Source organism: Flavivirga aquimarina (assembly GCF_030540835.1).
Taxonomy (GTDB): domain Bacteria; phylum Bacteroidota; class Bacteroidia; order Flavobacteriales; family Flavobacteriaceae; genus Flavivirga; species Flavivirga aquimarina.
In genome coordinates, this window is sequence record NZ_JAUOEK010000120.1 from 181,544 (window position 1) to 206,279 (window position 24,736).

Below are 24,736 nucleotides of genomic sequence, written 5' to 3' on the forward strand. Positions count from 1 at the left end.
AAGTTTTTAGTCAGTAAAAATAAAATTACAAATCTTTTGGTTTCCAATACAATTTTGTAGCAGGAAGTTTTGAATACTTCAAAAACTGCTCTTTTGATAAACGATCAGACTCTTTTATTAAACGAGGTACGTTTAAAATGAGATCGCCTAAGGCCTGTAATATAGCAATAAATGCTTTAAAATCACCTTTAAAAACCTTTGTTTTAAATTGCATCCACAAAGAATACAAAATCTTTTTGGGCACAAGCCCTAATGGATAAAACAACAAATACAGAAACCATCCGGACCGCAATGCCCGCCTTGTTCTTAATCTGTAATCTTTTTTATATTTTCTTGCTTTTAAATCAACTCTATGATGCACTAACACTTTGGGCAAATAGTGTATTTCCCAATCTTTCTTAAACAGGTGGTACGACGCATAATCCTCTTCTCCATAAAATATAAACCAATCGGGATACCCCGGAATAGACTTCCAAGCACTCATTCTAAATGCATGGGCACCTCCTGCATAACTTTTTGTTCTAAATGCTGTTTCGTCACTGTGAGTCGAAGCGGGTGCTTCTTTACTCCAAAATATTCTAAAACTAACAATGGCACAATTACTATGCGCCTCAAAGTAAGCCTTAATATTGTGAATTGGGTTATTGGTTATGAAATGCAGATCGTCATCAATAGATATGGCATACTCCGTTTTAACCAGATTCATCATTCGATTACGACAATAAATTAAACCCCGAGAGGTTTCATTCCTTAGTAATTTGATTTTGGAATAATTAGAAGCTATAAATTCATAGGTGCCATCATTAGAACCGTCATCATAAATGATATATTTTACATCTGAACCATTTAATGCCGCTTCATTCAATTGAAGTGTATATTTTAAATCTTCAAGTCGATTCCTTGTTGTAATAAGAATAGTAAACCCTTTCATTAGCTTTTTGTGATTTTAGAAAAGGTCTGTTCTAAGTTGGAAACTGAAATATAAGCTTCCAAATCCTGCCTATCTAGTTGCAACGTCTTGTTATTTTTTAACCATATTTGATATAAAGATTCAATCATAACTGTAATTTTCTTTATATCATCAATATGCGCATGATATTGATAATCGTTTCCTAATAAACGATACGTTTCACTCTTTTCCGGCCCTAAATGAATTATAGGTTTATTTGCCATAACACAATGAGGAAACTTGCCTGGCAAGAAAGGACTAATATCAGCTTTAGCTTCAAGTATCACATTTACCGAAACACTATTTTGTAATGCTAATACGGTATTAAAATCTATATAACCTCCACTTAAGTAAAGGGAGCTTATTTCTTCATTTTTTTCATCAAGATACGCTTTAAAATAACTTTTTTGTCCCAGTAATAGTAATTGTGAATGATCTCGGGCTTCAGGGTTCTTGCTTAAAAATAATTGATATCCTTCAACAAGCCCTTTGGGGTTTCGGGGTTTCATTAAACTACCGGCATGCAGAATAGTGAAACTGTCACCTTGAAACCAATCAGGATGTAATACTTCTTTACTAACCATTTTGGAAGAAGCTTGATGTGGTATAACAATACTTTTATCTAAAAATCCAGAAAAATACTGCTCCATCCATTCGTTAAGTAATTGACTGGGGAAAATAGCATATGAAGCCTTTTTTGAAACTTCTCTAAAAAAAGCCTCTTTTTGTTTATGCCCCGGTTGAAACCAATTAAAGGGCTCTGGGTAGCAATGCATCGGGTATGGATCGTGTACATAGGCCAGCCATTTTTCATGCAAATTTGGTAATTTTAAAACTGCCATATGCGACCTAAAACTAGCTGCTTTACTCAAGGTTAATACCCAATCGGGAGCAAATCTATTTTCTTTGCTTAAACAATCTTTTATACTCTTAACGTCATTAAAAAAAGCAAAAGAAAACCCTAATTTATCTTCAAAGAAAGTATTCAAATTAATCTTAAACCATCGCTTAATAACCAGTTGCACTTTACTAAGCCAGTACCAGGCTGTCCATTTTTTTTCGAGAATAGCAACACATTCTATTCCCGGAAGTATTATGTGTTTTCGAGTGTAGTGAAAAACTTTTAACTCGTATCCACATTGTTTTAAATTCTTGATAAGTGCCACACGCCCTTTGGTTGCACTGCTATCATTTACATCTAAAGACTCAGCAACGATTAATATCTTTATTGATGTTTTACTCATAGTTTAAATAGTGTTTCGCCGCGTCTTAAAATTCTATAAGCCGGAATATAAATAAACAAAACTTTTAACAGTCCCTTCTTATACTTTACTAAATGAATTATAGAACATAATTTAATCATTTGTCCCAAAAGCACACGATCATACTTGTAATATATCGCTTTTTTCACTGCTTGTAGCATTTTGTTTATCAAGGCTTTTTGATATGATTTTTTTAACTGTTGCTTTTTATAAAGTGTTTTTAGAATGATATAGCGAGAATGAAAAGTGGCTCTATATTTTTTTTCTGAAGTATCCTTTCCAATACGATCTTCATGCCTCCTTACATAAACTGTTATAGTATCAAACTTTGAATACTTTACCCCATTAATAACTCGTAATAAATGAAACGTCCATTCTTGAGAACTGGATAAATCTTCTCTAAAGGGTTTCATTGGAAGCCCACTTCTTTTCCACAATACTGAAGCTGTTTGCCAACTTGCTCTTAAAGTTAACATATCCTCAATTAAATCTCCGGTAGAATGAGTCTCTAACCATAATTCATCATGATCGCCAATGTTATTAAAAAACGTTCCAACTTCAGAAACAGAAGCTTCTATGTCTTGATTTATTTCGTGAGTTTTTGCATGTTTTTCTAAATGGTCTTCTGTAATCAAATCATCACTATCTAACCAGTTTATATATGCCCCTTTACTGTTTTCGAATCCGAAATTTCGGCAAGCATTGGCTCCTTTTAAGTAACCAGTTGGCCTTTTCAAAAAGTAAAACCTATCATCAGTCTCACAAAATGCTTTAACTATTTGTTCTGTATCATCCTCTGAATGATCATCTACGACAATACATTCAAAATTTTCACATGTTTGTTTTTGAACACTCTTTAGAGTCTCCAGAATAAGGTGTGCCCTGTTATAGGTTGGGATAATTATTGAAAATAAAAAACTCATAAAATATAGTGTGCTCCTTTAGTACTATTTAAAGCCCTGCTTTTAAGTATTTTATTTTCTGTTTTTTTCACCAACCTCAGCTGTTTACCAAATCCTCTTACTCCTGCTAAATTAAACCTTATTAAAGATTTAATGATATCTCTTATTGTTTTTTTATACTCCTTTTTGTATGCTTTACGAGAAAACTCTGAATTGATATCGGCATATTTAACACTTAAAACTTTTTTGAAAGCGGTATAATATTTTTGAGTAAAAAGATCTTTTTTTATTTCTGGTCTGTCTTCTCTATCATGTCTAATAAATGCTGTATTTAATACCCCTATTTTAAACGAATGAAATAATACTCTTTGGCAATAGTTTTCATCCTCTCCATAATGAAAAAACAACGGATCGAAGCCACCAACATCAACAATACAAGCTTTGGTAATTAACCAGGCAGCAGCATTAACAAAGGGAACATCCTGAACACTTTCCTCCGTTTCTTCTTCTAAAAAATGTTTCAAGTTAACATTGGTTCTCGTTAAATACTTGGCAAATTGAGTATCTAATGCGGTTCCTTTTCCATTGTAATGTATAGGGCTTATGATACCGTACTGAGGGTTTCCTTTACTAAAAGAGACTAGTTTGTAAATCGTATTGTCATCTAAGTATACATCCTGATTAACAAGAAAAACATGAGTTGCTCCTAGCTTTAAAGCTTCTGTAATACCTATATTATTTGCTTTCCCAAACCCTAAGTTCTTTTTTTGGGGATATAAATTAATGTTAGGAAAGTTTGTGTTAACAAAATTCACGGTATCGTCGGTAGAATTATTGTCTATTAAAATAACGTTGCTTTGCTTACCAATAGAGTTAAGACAACGCTCTATCCAAGGCATCGCATTATAAGTCACAATTATGGAGTAAACATTTTCCAACTATATCAATTAAAAGTATTATTAAGACAATTTCATTTTTATTTTTTTGAATAAACTCCGATATGTCTTCTTATGAAACAAATAAATATTCCAAAACGCCCAATGATATTTTGGAATTAATGACCAAATGTATGTTTTTTTGAATAGGTAAGGTAATTTAGGCTTAGTAGAAATATCGTTTTTTCTCCCAAAATCTCCATGGTTATTAATTTGTATATACACCTCTTTTATCCATACTTTTTTAGCTAATTTATTAAATAATTTATTTATAAATCTGAAATCAGATCTTTTCCAAGAGTCCCATCTTACAGAGTCTTTATATTTAGAATGAAATGCTATACATGGGCTCCCAATATGGTTTATTTCTATTTCTTCATTTTTAAAATGTTTACTTAATGGCAAAACCTTACCACTCGGATACCTCATTTGCCAAATAAAAAGTGTGTCTTCGTCTGCTTTTACAATCTTTATGGCCAATTCTTCTAGTACTTTATTGTGAAAAAAGTTATCATCATCATCTAAAAACAAGATCCAACCATTTTCAACCTCATCTAATAAATCATTACAAAACAAATTATATGGAGCAAAGGGTTCGTTATTTGCATTTACCAAGACTTCTGAACTGGTTTTACTAACTTTTACCTTAACTAGGTCATAGCTATTAATATAATCTAAATCCTTTTCATTTTCATAAGAAACAAAGTGCTTGACATTCTTGTAAGTTTGATTAACAATTGATTGATGACAATTATGAAACCCTCTTGGGCGGTTAGAGGTTCGGGTTAATACATTAAAAAAAATCTCTTTATGTTCTCTTTTATTCTTGTTCATAATATAAATTACAGCATGTAAAAATCAACTGTAGTCAAACATGATTTTTTTTGAGGGTTACTATATTATGCTTTCTTCTCATAAATGTAAAAATCGGACATTGATGTGTCTTTAGGTTCTTCTGGATTAAAACTATAGTCGTTCTCTATTTTATCTATCAAAACCCAATCATGTTTAAGATTTTCATCAATCCAGTCTGAAAACTTTCTGCATCTAACATGCGAAGACATAGTATTATCATTATAATTACTAGAATATATAATGACATATTTTGAAGAAGCTCTGAACAAGTTCTCCATATGATCAAAAAAGATATCGTCTTCAACCAGATGATATATTACGTCTAGAGACATGGCTAGTTCTCCCTTAATAGTTTCTTGTTCCTTTATATAATTCTTACTATATAGTTTAAAGGATTTTGAATCATCCTCTTTAAATTTACTCTTACAGATACTTATGGCTTTTTCTGAAACATCAAATCCGATATAACTAGGATACGTTGCTAATTCTAATTGATTACCATCCCCACACCCAAATTCGATTACCGTATTTATTTTATTTTCCTGTACAAAAGCGTTCAATATTTTAGCTTTAAAAATGGCTAATCTACCATAACTTCCAGGTCCTGAATTACCATTTAAGGTATATCGATTTTCCCAATATAATTTACTTCCTTTAAAAGGCGTTTTAGCATTCTTCTTGCGATCTGAAAACAACATTTTTTTCACTCGTTTTTTTATATTAGATAACATCGATTTCATTAAATTAAATTTTTATGGATACCTTTAATAATTGAAAAGCAAATTACACATACCCCATATTGTAAAGTGCTTCATGTTTTTCGAAGATTAAATCCTTATTAAAGTTTTCTTCTACAAAAGTTCTTGCATTTTTACTTAGTTCATTAAAAAGAGTGGTGTTATTAACCAATAAAAGAATTTTTTCAGCCATAGTTTCTACATCTTTCTCTTTCACCAGATATCCTGAAAATCCTTCTTTAACAGTTTCTTTAACTCCTCCTGTATCAAAAGCGATAACCGGTGTACCTGTTGACTGCGCTTCGATTGTAACCAGTCCAAAAGCTTCAGACCTCCCATCCTCATCTCGAACCGAAGTCATTAAAAACAAATCACTTCTATGTAAATAATCAATAATCTCGGTCTGCGTTTTAGTACCCACCAAGTTAATATTTTCTTTAACTAAAGTCGTATCTATATACCTCTTAAGTTCTTTCTTAAAATCACCATCACCAATAATAGTATAATTTACGTTTAGCCCCTTCGACACTAACTTCTCAACAACCTTTACTCCAAAAATATGTCCTTTAAGTGGTACTATACGTCCAACCGACAGTAACGAAACTGGAGTTTTAATTTGTTTTTCTTTATAAGGGAAAGCGCTATAAGCATCTACTCCATTAGGTATGATTTTAATTTTGTTATTATCACATCCCAGAGCTATTAATTTTTCCTTTAAATAATTTGAACTTAAAATAACAGCATTAACATTTTCAAACAACTCTTTATATTTTGCTTTTAAGAACCCTAAATTACCGGAATTAAAGTGAGCATCCCAGCCATGAAAAGTAACCAGTAAATTCGAATTCTTTTTCAAAAACCCTTGTTTTTTATAATCTGCTAAAAAGAAACTATTATTTGCAAATTGAATGTGAAAAACATCCTTTTTCATTAGCGGTTTAAAATTCAATGCCTGAAAACATTTTTTTATTTTGTCTTTTCTTTTATTAGTAAATATTTTTAAAATAATCTTAAAACTATCTAAATTGAGCACGATTAAGGCTAAACATTTAAGAACTTTAAGAATGTAAGACTTTGGAACTTTTACAGACCGGATATGGATTAAACTTAAAAGATTGTATTTCTCTATAAGAGCCTCTTGAGAACTTCCTTTAATAGTATTTAATTCAGTTACAGATATTTTAACATCATAACCTGCCTCTATAGCATAAATTATTTGATTGGTTATAAATGTTTCAGAGTCATGAGGATAACTTCCTAAAACAAAAACGATTTCTTTTATATTATTCTTCATACTATGCCATAAACTCACCTTCTAAAAATACTTGATTCAGTCTTCTGAGTTTTTTTCCGGTATTTAAAAAATCATTTTCAATAACACTAACCTTAAAAGCGTTATCTATGGTATCAATAAAGTCTTCAACTCTTGTTGTTTTATAGGTCGTAACAAGTCGTAATGAATAGAAGCTTCCTCTTAAAGGAAGTTTTGGTATTTTTAAAAAGAAACTGTTACTATTATTTAAGTTGGTAAAATCACTTTTTAGTTCATCACTGGAAAATAATAACACGGTATTTTCATTAGAGTCCTGAAATGCAATAGAAACAATTAACTTGGAATAATCAATATCTTCTTTTTTATCAATCTCAACACGAATAATTAAATCCTTACCCGATAAAACTTCACTTATAGGATTGTGATTAGAATCCATAAGTGTTATATAACTAATTAGAAACTGACCATTTCCGATTCTATCGTTCCTATGCTTTAAATCTATTTGCTCCTTATCTTTTTTCGCCATAATATAAAAATTAACAGCTTCTTTTTCATCGCCTTCAAACACAATATTTCCATGCTCTAAAACTAAGGCTCTAGTACATAAATTCATTATAGCTCCCATATTATGACTAACAAATAATACGGTTCTTCCATCTTCTCTACTTATATCCTGCATTTTACCTATGGCCTTTTTTTGAAACTCGGCATCTCCTACAGCTAATACTTCATCAACAACCAAAATGTCTGGTTCTAAATGGGCAGCAACTGCAAAAGCCAATCTTACTCGCATACCTGAAGAATATCGTTTTACGGGTGTATTTATATAACGACGGCAACCACTAAAGTCTATAATTTCATCTTCTTTGAATTTTATTTCTTTTTTAGTCATTCCTAAAATAGCACCATTGAGATAAATGTTCTCAAGTCCAGTCATTTCCGGATGAAAACCAGTACCTACTTCTAATAAGGAGGCAATACGCCCTTTGGTTTTAATCACTCCTGTTGATGGGCTTGTAACCCTTGAAAGTATTTTTAAAAGTGTTGATTTCCCTGCGCCATTTTTTCCTATAATTCCTAAAACTTCACCTCGTTTTAGCTCAAAATTAATATCTCGTAGGGCCCAAACGTAGTCTGAATTCCCCACTGTACTTCTATCGTTTGCTTCGCCAACTTGTAAAAAAGGATCTTCTTTCCTTCTTATTTTGTACCACCAACGCTTTAGGTCGTGACTTAAAGTTCCTGAGCTAACAAGTCCTAAACGATATTGTTTAGAAACACTTTCAACTTTTAAAATAACATCAGACATGAGCGTTTGATTTTGGTGATTTAAAAATAATTGTCTGACTTCGTGCTCCCAAAAATTGAATGAATTTTGGGGTATATTTCTCCAATCTTAAAGCAACTCTTCTATACTTTCTTAATATTTTGTTTGAAAAAGGTAAGATACGATAAAAACGTTCCAGCATCCCCATAGGGATAATTTCAGTTGTATTAAAAAACTGTTCTCCAAGCATTCTAAAATGTTTAGAACTATTATCACGATGCGGATGAGGATCTAATGCTTCCCATGCTTTAAATCCTTTCGGATTAAAGAGTTTGGAAGGTCGATTATTCATAGGTACAGTCCACCTTAATTCATCAAGAAATTTACTATTAACAGCTGGTTCAAAAAAACGGGCTTCTCCATCTTGCTTCAAAACATCATTTATTTTCTTTAAAACTGCTTTTTCATGATCTAAGGTTAAATGATGTAAAAAAGCCTTACCTATAACCATATCTAATGAGTCATTGGATATATCATGCGTGACAAAATCACCTTTCTTAAAAACAATATTATGTTCAAATTCAAACTTTGTGTTTAGAGCTTCAATAATATCTCCACTATAATCTGAAATATCATTAGCAATAACTTCGGCCCCCAAAGCCGCCAGAACCGCAGCGTTTGCACAATTACCGCAACCTAACTCTAAAACCTTCTTACCTTTAACGGTTTCTTTAAAATTATTTACATACATCCCAACCCAACTTATGTCAGTAGTTGTTGCATCTGCTAAAAATACATCTAAATTATTCAAAGTCCTTATAAGTCCTCCAACATTAACCTCCTTATACTTTTTATTATAAAAGTCTTTGTTCTTGTTAATATTATCAACACTTTCGGCTTTTATCTCTTCCATTATACTGTATCTATAAAACTTTTTTCTGTTTTATTAAAAATAACTAACCCAAATAAAAATATTATTGTACTTACAATAACGGTATAAATCAACATACTGTAATCTACATCTCCAATTCCAAGCGTTATAACTCTAAACATTTCTATAATCGAAGTCATTGGGTTATATTCTATTAGATATCCAGCTATTTTTGGAATACGTCCATCTGCCACTTTAGATTTTATTAATTCTAAAGGATACATCACTGCTGAAGCATACATAAGGAGCTGAACTCCAAAAGCAACCAGAAAAGTTAGATCTCTATATTTTGTGGTCATAGATGAAATAATCATCCCAAACCCCAACCCTAAAGTTCCCATAACGATTATTAAAACGGGCAATAATACTAAACTAATTTGTAGAGATACATTTGATGCTTTTTCCGTAAACATGACAAAATACAGGTAAAACCCAAAAAACACGAGCAATTGAAGGCCAAACTTGATTAAATTTGAAATGACCACAGACATGGGTATAATAACTCTTGGAAAATACACTTTTCCAAAAATACCCTGATTCTTCTTAAACGTATCACTAGTTCCTGTTAAGCACTCTTTAAAGTAATTCCATGCTGTAATACCCGCCAAATTGAATAAAAAAGGAGGCACACCATCACCAGCTGAAATATCTGCAATGTTATTGAAAATTAGCGTAAAAATGACTGATGTAAAAAGAGGCTGAATGAAATACCACAGAGGCCCTAATATTGTTTGTTTATATTTTACTACGACATCACGTTTAACAAATAAAAACAACAGATCCTTATACCTTGCAATTTCTTTAAAATTAAGTTCAATGATCCGCCTTTTTGAAGAAATCGTAAATAACCATTGTTCTTCACTAGCTGTGTTCAAATTCAAGAGTATTTAATTATTAAACAAAGGGTTACCTTTTCATTAATCGCTTTTTAAGCTTATCCATTATAGTTTCTTTTTTATCATTCTCATGATAAGCATTTCCATATACACCATAACCATAGCCGTAGCCGTAGCCGTAACCATAACCATGACTTTTATTGTATTTATAGAAATTGAGGACGTAACTAATATTTTTTAATTCACCCGTTTTTTGTTTCGCATTGATAAGTTCTAACATCCCTTTTTTCGTATAGTTTAAACGAATTATAAATAAGGATGCATCTGCATACTGAGACAATTCTAAAGCATCAGATACTAAACCTAATGGTGGAGAATCCAGCACAATAATATCATAATGTTTTCTTAAATGTTCCATCAGATCAGCCATAGAACTGCCCATCAATAACTCGGAAGGGTTTGGAGGTATAGGTCCAGATGTAATAATATCTAAATTATCTATATGGCTCTTAAATGTTACTTCTTTCAGGGTCTTATCTCCAATAAAATAGTTAACAACACCAATACTATTATCTATATTAAAATCATCAAAAATTTTGGGTTTACGTAAATCAAGCCCCAAAAGGATTGTCTTTTTACCAGATAATGCATAAGCACTAGCTATATTAATGGAACAAAATGTTTTACCCTCTCCACTCACCGAGGAAGTTATCATAATCGTTCTACCACCCGCCACGTCAATTTTTTTATAGAAAAACTGTAAGCTGGAACGAATAGCTCTAAAAGATTCTGCAACTGCCGATTTTGGTTTCTCTAATACAACCAAATTATTAATATGGTTGTATTTACCAACAAGGCCTAAAATTGGTATTTTTGATAAACGCTTAATGTCTTCGGTATTATGTATAGTGTTATCTAATAAAAACAGGATCAATATCAGTACTAATGGTCCAAAAAAGCCAACAACGAGTGCTGTCATGTAATTCAAACTCTTGTTCGGACCTATTAATCCACCTCCAATATCTTTGGCTGCCTCAATAACAGATATATCAGAAACATTTGCCGCTTTCACTATGGCAGCTTCACTACGCTTAGCCATATATATATTAAAAGCTTCTTGCCCCAAGTCTAATTTTCTCTGTATCTTTAAAAACTCCTGCTGATCTGCCGGCAAAACACTTAATCGGTTTTCCAGTTTTGATTTTTGAGAGTTTACAGTACTTAACTGAATCGATATCGTTTTTTTTGTTGAAGCAATGGTTTCTAAAAGAACATTCTTTTCTGCATTTATACTCCCATCTAATTCTTTTAGTGATGATGAACCTTCTTGTACAAGCTGTTCTAACTCCTGGCGTTGTATAGCCAAACTTGTTATTTTGCTTACACTGGAAACAATATTGGTTTCTTCAATACCTACAGAGGTTGGAGCAGCGATCTTAGTATAATCCGTTTTAGTTCTCAAATAGTTTTCAAGAACGTCTATATACTGCAGTTTAGATTCTGCCTGCTCCTTTTTTAATTCAAGTTCTCTTATTTTTTCCGATACTTGTATAAGCTCCTGATCAACATCAAATACCTTATTCTCCTTTCTAAATGCATTCATCGTATCCGTAACGGCTTTCAAATTAGCATTTACAGCGCCTAAACTACTATCTATAAATTTAATGGTATTTGTTGCATAAAGGTTTTTCCTTTCTAATTCTGTTTCACTAAGTATCTTTGTTGTTGCATTTAAATAATCAACAATTTTAGCTTTATTATTTCCAGTTAAAGATAGGGTTAATATCGATGAAGAACTATTTGAATAGGGTTTAACAGATATCCCTTTTTTGTAACTATTAACAACACTATCGAAATTTAAAAACCGGATATAAAATTCGGAACCTGATACAACATTAGCACCATTATTTATATGCAATGTAAATGTCGTAAACGGAAGTTCTATTATTTCCCCAACAGTATAGGTCTTATGGAATTCTCCAGTTGGCAAAGAAATAGTCTTCTTGGATTTATCACTATAGTTTTGAGAACTTCCCCGTTCACTTTCAAAATTAGTAAAAACTTCATATTGAAATTCATTCAAAAAACGGATGCCTATTTGTTTACCTAAAATGTGATTTTTAGATTTATCAATTTCAATCGTAAATGGCGTCTGTTTATAAGCATCAACTTTACTGTATTTACCTTGCTTTAAATATTGAATAAAATACCGTAGAGAATCTACTACTTTTTCATTATGGTTTCTTGTCACCAATGAAATCATAGTTTTACCAACCTTACCCGATACGCCACCCCAATTAAATGATATACTAGTATTTGCCGTAAAAAAAGGGTTTTGATCGTTTTCAAGAGATATTAGTGAACTTATCCTATATACATTTTGTTTTCTATCATTTACAGAATATGCTATTATAAAACCAACTGCAATAGCTAAAACAAATAATTTCCAGAATTTTAATACTTTAAATAAAAACCCTTTTAAATCAAAACTAGCCCCTTTAGACTCCAAATCAAAACCTTCTTCTATTTCATCATAAGACATAGGCTATATTCTATTTAAAAGTAAAATAGTTGTAGTAATCAAAGATAAAACAGTTGCAACGGCACCAATGTTCTGAAAAGCCGTTGTTCCAGTACCCCAAGATTTTTGCTTTATAGGCTTCACATAAATCATATCATTGGGTTGAATGTAGTAGTAAGGTGAATTCATAACATTTGCATCTGTTAAATCCAAATGAAATATTTTTTGACCTTGTGGAAATTGTCTGACAATTAAAACATCCTTCTTGTCACCCGTATCAGGAATATCTCCGGAATTAGCAATAGCCTCAAAAATATTAACACGTTCTTTAAAAATTATATTTGTCCCCGTACTACCAACTTCTCCAGTTGTTGTGTATTGTAACCCTGTGAGTTTTACTGTTACAAAAATATCGTTAGCTTCTTTGTATTCTGTTTCTAATAATTTTTTTTCAATAATCTGCTTTATTTCATCGGTAGTAAATCCAAGCACATTAACCTTGCCCAATTTGGGCATCAATATATTTCCATGTAAATCTACTGTAAATCCATCAAAATAAGCACGTTCCAAACTGCCTGCATTTAAACTCGTACCATCTCCAATAGGATTAAAAATGGCTACCGTTTCCTGTTTAGCAGCTTTAATTCTAATATTTAGAATATCATTTATCTGAACACGATATGGTTTTTGCTTTTCAACAATAACCTGAGTAGAGTCTGTTGCTTTACTTTTATTTTGAAGATAAACAGTATCCTTATAAGGCACACAGGAAACAAACACTGCATTTATAACTATTATAACAATAACAAAATATCTCTTCATTTTAGGGATTTGATTTATCACAAATATAAGTTTTCACTTTGAACAACAAAACTTATATCGGATTTTTTGGTTTTTTATCCGTTATTTGCAAAAAAACATTCTTTTGAATTATTTAACAGTCGAAAACATATCTAAATCCTACGGAGAGTTAACACTTTTTGAAGGCATTTCTTTTAGCGTACATAAAGACCAGAAAATTGCTTTTGTAGCAAAAAACGGGACAGGTAAGACCTCTATTTTAAATATTATTTCGGGTGATGATGAAGCTGATTCTGGCTCTATAACCTATAGAAAGGATATCGCTGTATCATTTTTATCACAAGATCCAAAATTTGATAACAATTTAACTGTTGAAGAAACCATTTTTGCTAGCGACAATCCTATTTTAAAAGTCATTGTTAATTACGAAAAAGCACTTTTAAACCCTGAAGATTCAGAAGCATACCAAACTGCTTTTGAGCAAATGGAACAGCATCAGGCCTGGGATTTTGAGACTCTTTACAAACAAATACTTTTCAAATTAAAGCTTGAAAATTTAAATCAAAAAGTAAGTACGCTTTCCGGTGGACAAAAAAAACGACTATCGCTTGCCAATGCACTAATAAATAAACCTGACTTATTAATTCTCGACGAGCCTACCAACCATTTGGATTTAGAAATGATCGAGTGGTTAGAAGCATTTTTCGCTAAGGAAAACATCACATTGTTTATGGTAACACATGACCGTTATTTTTTAGAACGTGTCTGTAATGAAATTATCGAATTAGACGAAGGTAAACTATATAGTTATAAAGGTAATTATTCATATTACCTAGAAAAACGAGAAGCCAGAATCGAGCAAGAATCTGTTGAAGTAGGCAAAGCAAAACAACTATTTAAAAAAGAACTCGCTTGGATGCGTCGCCAACCAAAGGCAAGAACAACTAAATCGAAGTCGCGAATTGACGATTTTCAAGATATAAAACATCGTGCACATCAACGAAGAAACGACCACGAAGTTCAGCTTGAATTAAACATGGAACGCCTTGGGAGCAAGATTTTAGAATTCCATAAAGTTTCGAAAGCATTTAAAGACAAGACTATACTTAATAAGTTTGATTATACGTTTCAAAAAGGAGAACGCGCTGGTATTATAGGTAAAAATGGCACAGGTAAAACGACATTTTTAAACATATTAACCCAAACTGCACAGCCAGACTCAGGTAAAGTTGTTAAAGGTGATACGGTTAAATTTGGATATTATACACAAAATGGCATCACTATAAAACCCGAACAAAAAGTTATTGATGTAATTCGGGAATTTGGAGACTATATCCCATTAAAAAAAGGTAGGCAAATAAGCGCTCAACAACTCTTAGAGCGTTTTTTATTTAGTAGAAAAAAGCAATACGATTTTGTTGAAAAATTAAGTGGTGGCGAACGTAAGCGATTATATCTATGTACCGTTTTAATTCAGAACCCTAACTTCTTAATCCTTGATGAGCCGACCAATGATTTAGACATTGTAACCCTTAATGTTCTTGAAAGTTTCTTATTAGATTTTCCAGGATGCGTCATTGTAGTATCTCACGATCGTTATTTTATGGATAAGGTTATTGATCATCTTTTTGTATTTAGAGGTGAAGGTGTTATAGAAGATTTCCCTGGGAATTACACCGACTATAGAGTTTATGAAGATAGCCAACCTGCAATTTCAAATGTACAAGAAGATAAAAAAGACAAAAATGCTTGGAAAAAAAACGATTCAAAATTATCTTATAATGAAGAAAAAGAACTTAAAAATATTGAAAGCAAATTAAAATCTTTAACATTTGATAAAAAGGAATTAGAAAATAAATTCAATAACCCTGAGCTTACACAAGATGATATTAATAAGTTATCTGATGCATTGCAAAAAATCATAGATACTATTGAAGCAAAAGAAGAACGCTGGTTTGAGTTATCGTCTAAACTTGAAGATTGAATTGTTACGCAGAGATTCACAAAGTCTTTCTTTTTATCTTCGCTAAGACGCTCAATTATTTTATTTTTATTACATAAGTAACTGAAAATTGCAACTGTAACTGTAACTGAACACTGAACACTGAACACTGAACACTGAACACTGAACACTGAAATGTATCAAATTATCCAATACATAAAGTTCCTAATAAAATCTACCAATCAACACGGTGTACATTCGCCTTTCGTTTATAAACTGGTAACTAAATGTTTCTATAATAAAACAAACTATAATGCTTACAAACTTATTTCAAACTATAAAAAAGAGCTTCTTAAAAACAAGACAACCATTACAGTAACCGATTTAGGTGCCGGTTCGCATATGATGAAACAAAAAAAACGTAACATATCATTAATAGCTAAACATGTAGGCACAACAACTAAAAGAGCAAAACTTATTTATCGATTGGTAAATTATTTTAATTCAAAAATTGCTTTAGAATTAGGTACATCTCTCGGAATTGCAACACATGCCATGGCTTTGGCAAATAAAAACACTAAAATCACTACTATTGAAGGCTGCCCTAATATTTCGGAATTTTCGAAAACTAATTTTAAAAAACATAGTTTAAATAATATCGATGTAAAAAATGGCAACTTCAATAACATTTTAAATCAAATATTAAACATCAACTACGACCTAATTTTTTTTGATGGCAACCATCAAAAAGAAGCAACTTTACAATATTTCGAGACACTCTTACAAACAGCTCATAATGATTCAGTATTCATCTTTGACGATATTTATTGGTCCAAAAGCATGACTGAAGCTTGGGAAATCATAAAACAACACCCTAAAGTCACCGTAACAATCGATACGTTTTTCTGGGGGTTTGTATTTTTTAGAAAAGAACAAGTTAAAGAACATTTTACTATAAGAGTTTAGTCGTTTATTAAATCAACTAGCATCCTGCATACCACATTGAGTATAGTCGTAAAATCATTAATTAATTAGTGGAGAAAAACTTTTAATTTTCAATTTTTAACTTTTAACTTGCGTAGCATATGAAAATCTACACCAAAACAGGCGACAAAGGTACCACAGCATTATTTGGAGGCACTCGTGTACCAAAACATCATATTCGTATTGAAAGCTACGGAACGGTTGATGAATTAAACTCTCATTTAGGTTTAATTCGTGATCAAGAGATTCATAAACAATATAAAGATTTATTAATCCATATTCAAGACAGACTTTTTACTCTTGGCGCTATTTTAGCTACCGATCCCAAAAAAACCATTTTAAAAAACGGAAAAGAACGTTTAAACATTCCTAAAATTTCTACAGAAGATATTGAACGTTTAGAAAAAGAAATGGATGCTATGAATGCAGAGCTTCCTCCAATGACACATTTTGTACTTCCAGGAGGGCATCAAACGGTGTCATTCTGTCACATAGCACGCTGTGTGTGCCGTAGAGCTGAACGTTTGGCGACAGCTCTTAACGAGATTGAAGATGTTGAACCGAAAACTTTAATGTACTTAAACCGCCTTTCTGACTACCTTTTTGTATTGGCACGAAAGTTGTCCTACGACTTACAAGCAAATGAAATTAAGTGGATTCCCGAAAAAGAATCCTAATAAAAAAGGTTTGTAATAAGTAACAAAGCAACAATAATTTCAACTGTTTAAATTACAAATTAATGATACGTTCTTAAAATTAACGATTAAATAATTCATTTTTTTCTTGTGTGTTTAAACTAAAAAATTATTTTTGCAAAAAATTAAACAGAACAGAAAATGTATTGGACTTTAGAATTAGCATCTTATTTAAGTGATGCGCCTTGGCCAGCGACAAAAGACGAATTAATAGATTACGCTATTAGAACGGGGGCACCGTTAGAGGTTGTTGAAAATCTTCAGTCAATTGAAGACGAAGGAGATTCATATGATTCGATCGAAGAAATTTGGTCAGATTACCCTACAGACGAGGACTATCTCTGGAACGAAGATGAATATTAATAAAAAGCATAAAGAATAGTTAAAAAGTCTCGATTTGAGACTTTTTTTTTGCCTTAACCTTTATAAAACATCGTAACAAAATGTATCTTTGAATACTTTGTAAAAAGTAATTAAATTAACAAGACAAAATTACTCAAAAAACAATTTCTGAGTAATAATTAAAAATATATAAACATGAGTTTTTTAAATTCTGTACTTAAAGTATTTGTAGGTGACAAGTCTAAACAAGACGTAAAAGCCATCTATCCTATTGTAGATCAAGTTAAAACCTTTGAAGCCTCTTTAGAAGCCCTATCACATGATGAATTACGTGGCAAAACCGATGAATTTAAAGCAAAAATAGCTGAGGCTACTAAAAGCATTAACGAGCAGATAGCAAATCTTTTAGAGGAAGCAGAAAACACCGAAGATATAGATAGAAGGGAAGATATTTATCAAGATATTGACAAACTAAAAGACGATGCATACAACGCAACCGAAACCGTTCTAAACAATATTTTACCTGAAGCATTTGCTGTAATTAAAGAAACCGCAAAACGTTTTGTAAATAATAAAAACATTACTGTTACTGCTAATACTTTTGATAGAGAATTATCTGGAACCAAAGAGTATGTTGTTTTAGAAGACGACAAAGCCATTTGGGCAAATTCTTGGGATGCTGCCGGAAAAGCCATCACTTGGGACATGATCCATTATGATGTACAACTTATTGGCGGTATAGCTATGCATCAAGGTAAAATTGCAGAAATGCAAACAGGTGAAGGTAAAACTCTTGTCGCTACACTTCCTGTATATTTAAATGCCCTTTCTGGAAGAGGAGTTCACTTGGTTACAGTAAACGATTACTTAGCTAAACGTGATAGTGCGTGGATGGCTCCTATTTTTGAATTCCATGGTTTAAGTGTCGATTGTATTGATTACCATCAACCAAATTCTGAAGCTCGAAAAAAAGCCTATAACGCAGATATTACCTACGGAACAAATAACGAATTCGGATTCGATTATTTACGTGATAACATGGCACACTCACCAGACGACTTAGTACAACGCCCTCATAATTATGCCATTGTAGATGAAGTCGATTCAGTTTTAGTAGATGATGCCCGTACACCATTAATTATTTCTGGACCAATACCTCAAGGAGAACGACATGAATTTACAGAGCTAAAACCTAAAGTAGACGATATAGTAAGTGTACAGCGTAAATATTTAACCGGTGTTTTAGCAGAAGCAAAAAAATTAATTAAAGCCGGCGACACAAAAGAAGGTGGTTTTCAATTACTTCGTGTATATCGCGGTATTCCTAAAAACAAAGCACTAATAAAGTTTTTAAGTGAAGAAGGTGTAAAAATGCTACTTCAAAAAACTGAAAACTTCTACATGCAAGACAACAACCGTGAAATGCCTAAGGTTGACGCAGAATTATACTATGTTATTGAAGAAAAAAACAATCAAGTTGAATTAACCGATAAAGGGATTGAATATATATCTGGAAAAGATAATCCAGACTTTTTTATCTTACCAGAAATAGGGCTTGAAATTGCTAAGATTGAAAAACAAAACCTTCCAGCAGAAGAAGAGGCAAATTTAAAAGAAGACTTATTTAAAGATTTCGGAGTAAAGTCTGAACGCATACATACACTTAGTCAACTTTTAAAAGCATACGCTTTATTCGAAAAAGACACCCAGTATGTGGTTATGGAGAATAAGGTCATGATTGTTGATGAGCAAACAGGTCGTATTATGGATGGTCGTCGCTATAGTGACGGATTACACCAAGCGATAGAAGCCAAAGAAAATGTAAAAATTGAAGATGCTACCCAAACCTTTGCTACCGTAACACTTCAAAATTACTTTAGAATGTACCGAAAATTATCTGGTATGACGGGTACTGCTGTTACAGAAGCTGGTGAGTTTTGGGAAATCTATAAATTAGATGTTGTCGAGATTCCTACTAACAGACCAATTGCTAGAGATGACAGAGAAGATTTAGTTTATAAAACAAAACGTGAAAAATATAATGCGGTTATTGAAGAAGTAACACAATTATCGCAAGCAGGTCGTCCGGTTTTAATTGGTACAACATCGGTTGAAATTAGTGAGTTATTAGGAAAAATGTTAAGCATTAGAAAAATTTCTCATAACGTATTAAATGCAAAACAACATAAAAGAGAAGCAGATATTGTTGCAGAAGCAGGAAACGCTGGTCAAGTAACCATAGCTACCAATATGGCTGGTCGTGGTACCGATATTAAATTAAGTGACGAAGTAAAAGCTGCAGGCGGTTTAGCCATAGTAGGTACCGAACGTCACGATTCTCGTCGTGTAGACAGACAGTTACGTGGTCGTGCAGGTCGTCAAGGAGACCCAGGAAGCTCGCAATTTTATGTATCTCTAGAAGATAACTTAATGCGTTTATTTGGCAGCGAACGTATAGCCAAAATGATGGATAAAATGGGACTCAAAGAAGGAGAAGTTATTCAACATTCTATGATTTCGAAATCCATTGAACGTGCACAGAAAAAAGTGGAAGAAAATCAATTTGGAGTTCGTAAGCGTTTATTAGAATATGATGATGTTATGAATGCACAACGTGAAGTCGTTTATAAACGCCGTCACCATGCTTTATTTGGAGAACGTCTTCGTGTAGATTTGGCTAATATGATTTTTGATACCTCTGAAGGTATTGCCGAAACTAATAAAGGTGCTGGTGACTATAAAAATTTCGAGTTTGAATTAATTCGTTATTTCTCAATGAATTCTCCTATTTCTGAAGAAGAGTTCGGTAAACTATCTGCTCAAGAAATCACGTCTAAAATATACAAAGCAGCTTTCGAGCATTATAAAGAAAAAATGACACGTAATGCAGACATTGCATTTCCTGTTATTAAAAACGTATATGAAACGCAACGTGATAAATTTAAACGTATCGTCGTACCATTTACAGATGGCATTAAAAGTTTAAATGTAGTTACCGATCTTGAAAAAGCTTACCAAACCAATGGTAAACAATTAATTACCGATTTTGAGAAAAATATCACGCTTGCTATTATTGATGATGCCTGGAAAACGCATTTACGTAAAATGGATGAGTTAAAACAATCCGTACAATTAGCAGTACATGAACAAAAAGATCCATTACTTATCTATAAATTTGAGTCGTTTGAATTGTTTAAAGAGATGATAGATCAGGTAAATAAAGATGTTATTTCATTCTTATTTAAAGGCGAATTACCTCAAGAAACTCAAAATACTATTCAAGAAGCACGAACTCGTAAGCGAGAAAAATTAAACACTCAAAAAGACGAAATCCCTAATCTTGATGAACGTTCTGCTCAAAATAGAGCTGCAGGTAATACACAACGCCAACAAGAGGTTGTAGAAACTATTGTTCGAGACAAGCCCAAAATTGGACGTAACGATCGTGTTACTATTAAACATGTTATGAATGGTGAAAACAAAACGCTTAAATATAAACAAGCAGAACCATTAATAGCCAAAGGCGAATGGGTGTTGGTTGAAGAATAAACAACCTCGGAACTAGTCCTGCGGTATTAAATTCCAAAGAGAGAAAATTCCAAAAAAATAAAAATGGGGTAAACTTTGGTGCATAAAATCTCAAAAACTCAATAAATCACTATTTATTTTTAAGAATTCTCAATAAAAAATCCGCCGTTGAAAAACGGCGGATTTTTTATACCTTAGTAAAGACTAATTCTATAATTTATACCATGAAAATAAAAATCGTTTTATTACTAATACTTACCACTTTCATTTTTAACTGTAAAAAAAACAAGACCGAAAACGTCGAAACAGGTAAAACAAACACCGAAGAAATCACCCAATTTAACACTTGGTTAAACAAAGTTTACGAACGTAATTTGATGAGTTCTCCTCAAAATTTAACTCAAAGAGGAAGAAAAGACAGGCAAAACGAATTAGATGACATTTCTGAAGCTTTTGCATTAAAACAGATAGAATTTGCAAAACAGGATTTAGAAGATTTATTAAAGTTTGATACGTCTAGACTTGATTCAAGTAGTCATTTATCATATCATCTATTTAAACGAAAATTAGAACGTAAAATAAAATATGCTAAATACCGTCACTACACATATCCAGTAAATCAAATGCGTGGAACACATTCCAAATTACCTGCTTTTATGATAAACATGCATAAAATTGAAAATAAAGCAGATGCACTCGCTTACGTGGGCAGGTTAAATGCCATAAAACCTGTGTTTGAGGAACTCATAAACAATTTAAAGATTAGGGCCGAAAAAAATATTATAGCCCCAAAATTTGTGTTTAAGCATGTACTAAACGATTGTAAAAATATATTAGGAAACTCTAATAACTTAAACGAGAATATATTTATAAAAGATTTAAGTAAAAAGCTAGAGAACACCGATCTAACAGCTGAGGAAAAAAACACCCTCCTAGAAAGTGCCAAAACTGCTATTAAAACATCTGTCAACGTAGCTTATACAAATTTGATAAATTATTTAGTCACTTTAGAAAAGCTAGCAACAACAAATGCAGGTGTATGGAAATTTAATGATGGCGACAATTTTTATAATTACAAATTAGAAGAAATAACAACGACCAATCTTACCAGTGATTCTATTCATAAAATGGGGCTTGCTGAAGTTGAACGGATTCATAATGAAATGAAAGCCATTATGAAAAACCTAGACTTTAAAGGAAGTTTAAAAGACTTTTTTAAATTCATGAAAAATAATGAGCAATTTTATTATCCAGACACGCAAGAAGGAAAAGATAAAATGCTTGTAGGTTACCAAGCTATTGTAGACAGTATGGAATCCAGATTAGATGAAGTGTTTTACACAAAACCAAAAGCCCGAATGCAAGTTAAAGCTGTTGAAACATGGCGAGAAAAATCAGCTGGAAAAGCATTCTATCAAAGAGGCACACCAGATGGCTCTCGTAAAGGTACCTTCTATGCCAACCTATACAAAATGGCAGACATGCCCATATATGAAATGGAAGCCTTGGCTTTTCATGAAGGCATACCGGGACACCATATGCAAGGTAGCATATCTCAAGAATTAACCAATATACCTGAATTTAGAAAATACGGCCGTTATACGGCTTATAGCGAAGGTTGGGGCTTGTACTGTGAACTTTTACCAAAAGAAATGGGTTTTTATCAAGATCCCTATTCAGATTTTGGAAGATTGGCTATGGAAATATGGCGTGCTTGCAGACTAGTAGTCGATACTGGTATACATGAGAAAAAATGGACCAGAGAACAAGCTATTAAATATTTAACAGACAATACACCAAGCTCAAAAAATGCTTGTACTAAGGCTATAGAACGTTATATCGTTATGCCAGGGCAAGCTACAGCGTACAAAATAGGCATGTTACACATTTTAAAAATGAGAGAAAAAGCAAAAAAAACTTTAAAAGAAGATTTTGACATAAGAAAATTCCATGATATTTTTTTACGCTCAGGAGCTGTACCTCTTAGTGTTTTTGAAGAACAAATTGATAACTGGATTTTAGCTCACAAAAAAGAGGTCTCATAAATGAAACAAATAAAATGGTTTGACAGAACTTTTGAATTCTCATTCGAGCAAAATATTTTCCCTTCCATCATTGAAAGACTTGAAGGTACTTCAATACGACTCAATCATAAAATCAGCCAAATACCATCAGGATATTTAACTGTTAAACATGACGAAAATTGGTCCATTCAAGAAAACATAGGGCATTTAATAGATCTTGAACCTCTATGGCAAGGTAGACTTGAAGATATATTAAATGACAAAGAATATATGAGAGAAACAGATTTAACAAATCGAAAAACCAATTTAGCAAATCATAATGAAAAGGATATAAATCAATTATTAACAAACTTTATAAATATTAGGGAAAAGACCTTAAACGCTCTTATTAAACTCAGTGAAGCAGAGGTTTATAAATATGCATTACATCCAAGGTTAAAGACCCCAATGAGAATAATGGATTTGTTTCTTTTTGTAGCCGAACATGACGACCACTATATGGCAAGGATTAGTGAACTAAATACGTTACTTACGGCAGATAATAAAACCCTTTGATAATTCATATTAGGCTTATATAATTATTTTATTTTAGTAAATCTATAATGGATATATAGTTAATATTAACTATATATCTTTGTTAGCGGTAATTAACTCACTCAAATCTGAAAAACAAAAAATGGGAATATTTGACTTTTTTAAGAGAAAACCGATTGAACAAAAAAGAAAGTTGGAGGATAATTATGTTCTACCATATTTCGGACAAATCGACATAAATAATCTTGAGGAACATTATAGATCAAATTTTGAGCTGAACAACAGTAATATTAAAACTGACCTAAATTTTGAAGGCAAGTCAATTGAGAAAAACAAGATTGAACAAATTGAAGCATTTTTAAAGAATGCTACAGATTTCGATAAAAAGAATAAAGTCTATATCGAAAAAGATTTTGAGAATGATATTGGAGAAACTGAAGCCTATATTAATTTTTATCTTGAGGAACTTGATGAGAATGAATTGAAAAAAATTATAGAATTGGATAACCAAACCAAATCAAAAAGCATTCAGCTACTTAATAAATTAAAGCTTATTAGAATTGGGTTTTATCCAGACAATAAATATGGAACGTCCTATTTTACGACATTTGACTATTCAATCGAGATAGATGGAGAAACTTCTAATCAACTTTTAGTTGTAAATACAGATGAAAAAGGGAATTTAGACCATATAACTTGGGAAAGTTAAAAACATTTCATGAAATAATCTTTAGATGACAAAAGACTTCAAGAGATTAATGGACAAAGCATTGATACATTTGATGTATGATTTATCTAGTAGAAACCAACAACTCCCGAATATCAACTTTCAAAAATTTAGAGATTTCAAATAATGTCTCAACCGAAGGTTGAACTTCATTCGTACACCATCTTGAAACAGTAGATTCCGTTTTTCCCAAATGACTTGCTAATTCTTTATTATTTGTATTCTTTTCAGCAAGAACAGATTTTATTCTATTTAAGTTTTGTTTCGGCACAGTGCTAATTTATTGACTTTTGATGACAATATAAGGATTCCAAAATTGTGCCAAAAACACAATTAATTATAATTTAATGCGTATTTATTTTGTTTTAAATACTATTTATTATAATTTTACAGCAATAAATAGTAGTTATGGCGCAAGAAAAGAAAATTACAAAAAAAGGAGAAAGGCAATTAAAAGTAATTTCAAAAGTGTTTCCAAGAGAGTATAATAGACGTGTTACATTTCCAGAAATAAGATTAAGTGGAAAATGGCTTAAGGATCTAGGGTTTAATTGTGGTCGATTTGTAATTGTAAGCCACAGAAAAAATAAAATAACAATTACTTTGCAAAGAGAAAATGAGAATAAATAATGAAAAACTACCGCTAATAATGTGTCCTATAGAAAATGCTTATTTTAGTACCAAATCTAAA

The 24,736-nt window shown here is 32.0% G+C and carries 22 protein-coding genes; 9 read left to right on the forward strand and 13 right to left on the reverse strand.

The features are described 5' to 3' along the window. Positions 1-25 precede the first annotated feature (25 nt). From Q4Q35_RS12165 to Q4Q35_RS12220, 12 genes are all read right to left on the reverse strand, one after another. The gene (locus tag Q4Q35_RS12165; protein WP_303278249.1) at positions 26-931 is read right to left on the reverse strand and encodes a glycosyltransferase family 2 protein; all 906 of its coding nucleotides are present in this window, start codon (positions 929-931) and stop codon (positions 26-28) included. Beyond that, positions 931-2,193: a glycosyltransferase family protein gene (locus Q4Q35_RS12170; RefSeq protein WP_303278250.1), complete on the reverse strand. Its 1,263-nt coding sequence runs from the start codon at positions 2,191-2,193 to the stop codon at positions 931-933. Before Q4Q35_RS12170 ends, Q4Q35_RS12165 begins: the two co-directional genes overlap by 1 nt. Continuing rightward, a complete protein-coding gene (locus Q4Q35_RS12175; RefSeq protein ID WP_303278251.1) occupies positions 2,190-3,134 on the reverse strand; it encodes a glycosyltransferase family 2 protein in 945 nt (314 codons plus the stop codon). Before Q4Q35_RS12175 ends, Q4Q35_RS12170 begins: the two co-directional genes overlap by 4 nt. Then, positions 3,131-4,051 carry a glycosyltransferase family 2 protein gene (locus Q4Q35_RS12180; protein WP_303278252.1) on the reverse strand — a complete coding sequence of 307 codons (921 nt, stop codon included), beginning with the start codon at positions 4,049-4,051 and terminating at the stop codon, positions 3,131-3,133. The genes Q4Q35_RS12175 and Q4Q35_RS12180 overlap by 4 nt, the downstream gene beginning before the upstream one ends. A 21-nt stretch (positions 4,052-4,072) precedes the next feature. Next, on the reverse strand, positions 4,073-4,882 hold the full coding sequence (locus Q4Q35_RS12185) for a hypothetical protein (RefSeq protein ID WP_303278253.1): 810 nt from the start codon (positions 4,880-4,882) through the stop codon (positions 4,073-4,075). A 65-nt stretch (positions 4,883-4,947) separates the two neighbouring features. After that, the gene (locus tag Q4Q35_RS12190) at positions 4,948-5,643 is read right to left on the reverse strand and encodes a methyltransferase domain-containing protein (RefSeq protein WP_303278254.1); all 696 of its coding nucleotides are present in this window, start codon (positions 5,641-5,643) and stop codon (positions 4,948-4,950) included. Positions 5,644-5,686: 43 nt separating this feature from the next. After that, the gene (locus tag Q4Q35_RS12195; protein ID WP_303278255.1) at positions 5,687-6,934 is read right to left on the reverse strand and encodes a glycosyltransferase; all 1,248 of its coding nucleotides are present in this window, start codon (positions 6,932-6,934) and stop codon (positions 5,687-5,689) included. Between the two features lies 1 nt (position 6,935). After that, positions 6,936-8,222, reverse strand: a complete 1,287-nt coding sequence (locus Q4Q35_RS12200) for an ABC transporter ATP-binding protein (protein WP_303278256.1) — start codon at positions 8,220-8,222, stop codon at positions 6,936-6,938. Further along, positions 8,215-9,093: a class I SAM-dependent methyltransferase gene (locus Q4Q35_RS12205; RefSeq protein WP_303278257.1), complete on the reverse strand. Its 879-nt coding sequence runs from the start codon at positions 9,091-9,093 to the stop codon at positions 8,215-8,217. The genes Q4Q35_RS12200 and Q4Q35_RS12205 overlap by 8 nt, the downstream gene beginning before the upstream one ends. Next, positions 9,093-9,986, reverse strand: a complete 894-nt coding sequence (locus Q4Q35_RS12210; protein ID WP_303278258.1) for an ABC transporter permease — start codon at positions 9,984-9,986, stop codon at positions 9,093-9,095. Before Q4Q35_RS12210 ends, Q4Q35_RS12205 begins: the two co-directional genes overlap by 1 nt. Positions 9,987-10,017: 31 nt before the next feature. Beyond that, entirely contained in the window at positions 10,018-12,489 is a 2,472-nt protein-coding gene (locus Q4Q35_RS12215) for an exopolysaccharide transport family protein (protein ID WP_303278259.1), read from the reverse strand. Positions 12,490-12,492: 3 nt separating this feature from the next. Continuing rightward, positions 12,493-13,290 carry a polysaccharide biosynthesis/export family protein gene (locus Q4Q35_RS12220; protein WP_303278260.1) on the reverse strand — a complete coding sequence of 266 codons (798 nt, stop codon included), beginning with the start codon at positions 13,288-13,290 and terminating at the stop codon, positions 12,493-12,495. Between the two features lie 103 nt (positions 13,291-13,393). Here Q4Q35_RS12220 and Q4Q35_RS12225 point away from each other — a divergent pair, with 103 nt between their 5' ends. The 8 genes from Q4Q35_RS12225 to Q4Q35_RS12260 all read left to right on the forward strand — a co-directional run bounded on the left by Q4Q35_RS12225 (position 13,394) and on the right by Q4Q35_RS12260 (position 24,027). Further along, complete coding sequence (locus tag Q4Q35_RS12225) at positions 13,394-15,253, forward strand: ABC-F family ATP-binding cassette domain-containing protein (RefSeq protein ID WP_303278261.1); 1,860 nt, start codon at positions 13,394-13,396, stop codon at positions 15,251-15,253. Positions 15,254-15,406: 153 nt separating this feature from the next. Beyond that, positions 15,407-16,177 (forward strand): O-methyltransferase, encoded by a 771-nt coding sequence (locus tag Q4Q35_RS12230; RefSeq protein ID WP_303278262.1) that lies wholly within the window; start codon positions 15,407-15,409, stop codon positions 16,175-16,177. 119 nt (positions 16,178-16,296) lie between these two features. Next, positions 16,297-16,872, forward strand: coding sequence for a cob(I)yrinic acid a,c-diamide adenosyltransferase (locus Q4Q35_RS12235; protein WP_303278263.1), 576 nt, complete (start codon positions 16,297-16,299; stop codon positions 16,870-16,872). A gap of 159 nt (positions 16,873-17,031) precedes the next feature. Continuing rightward, positions 17,032-17,253 carry a DUF2795 domain-containing protein gene (locus Q4Q35_RS12240; protein WP_019387375.1) on the forward strand — a complete coding sequence of 74 codons (222 nt, stop codon included), beginning with the start codon at positions 17,032-17,034 and terminating at the stop codon, positions 17,251-17,253. Positions 17,254-17,427: 174 nt separating this feature from the next. After that, a complete protein-coding gene (secA, locus tag Q4Q35_RS12245; protein WP_303278267.1) occupies positions 17,428-20,781 on the forward strand; it encodes a preprotein translocase subunit SecA in 3,354 nt (1,117 codons plus the stop codon). Positions 20,782-20,984: 203 nt separating this feature from the next. Next, positions 20,985-22,805, forward strand: coding sequence for a DUF885 domain-containing protein (locus Q4Q35_RS12250; RefSeq protein WP_303278268.1), 1,821 nt, complete (start codon positions 20,985-20,987; stop codon positions 22,803-22,805). Then, positions 22,806-23,339, forward strand: coding sequence for a DinB family protein (locus tag Q4Q35_RS12255; protein WP_303278269.1), 534 nt, complete (start codon positions 22,806-22,808; stop codon positions 23,337-23,339). A gap of 121 nt (positions 23,340-23,460) precedes the next feature. After that, positions 23,461-24,027, forward strand: coding sequence for a DUF2004 domain-containing protein (locus tag Q4Q35_RS12260; RefSeq protein WP_303278270.1), 567 nt, complete (start codon positions 23,461-23,463; stop codon positions 24,025-24,027). A gap of 82 nt (positions 24,028-24,109) precedes the next feature. On the opposite strand, the gene Q4Q35_RS12265 is transcribed toward Q4Q35_RS12260, so the two are convergent. Next, positions 24,110-24,316: a helix-turn-helix transcriptional regulator gene (locus Q4Q35_RS12265; RefSeq protein ID WP_303278271.1), complete on the reverse strand. Its 207-nt coding sequence runs from the start codon at positions 24,314-24,316 to the stop codon at positions 24,110-24,112. A 137-nt stretch (positions 24,317-24,453) separates the two neighbouring features. Here Q4Q35_RS12265 and Q4Q35_RS12270 point away from each other — a divergent pair, with 137 nt between their 5' ends. Next, the gene (locus Q4Q35_RS12270; protein WP_303278272.1) at positions 24,454-24,675 is read left to right on the forward strand and encodes a SymE family type I addiction module toxin; all 222 of its coding nucleotides are present in this window, start codon (positions 24,454-24,456) and stop codon (positions 24,673-24,675) included. Positions 24,676-24,736: the final 61 nt, after the last annotated feature.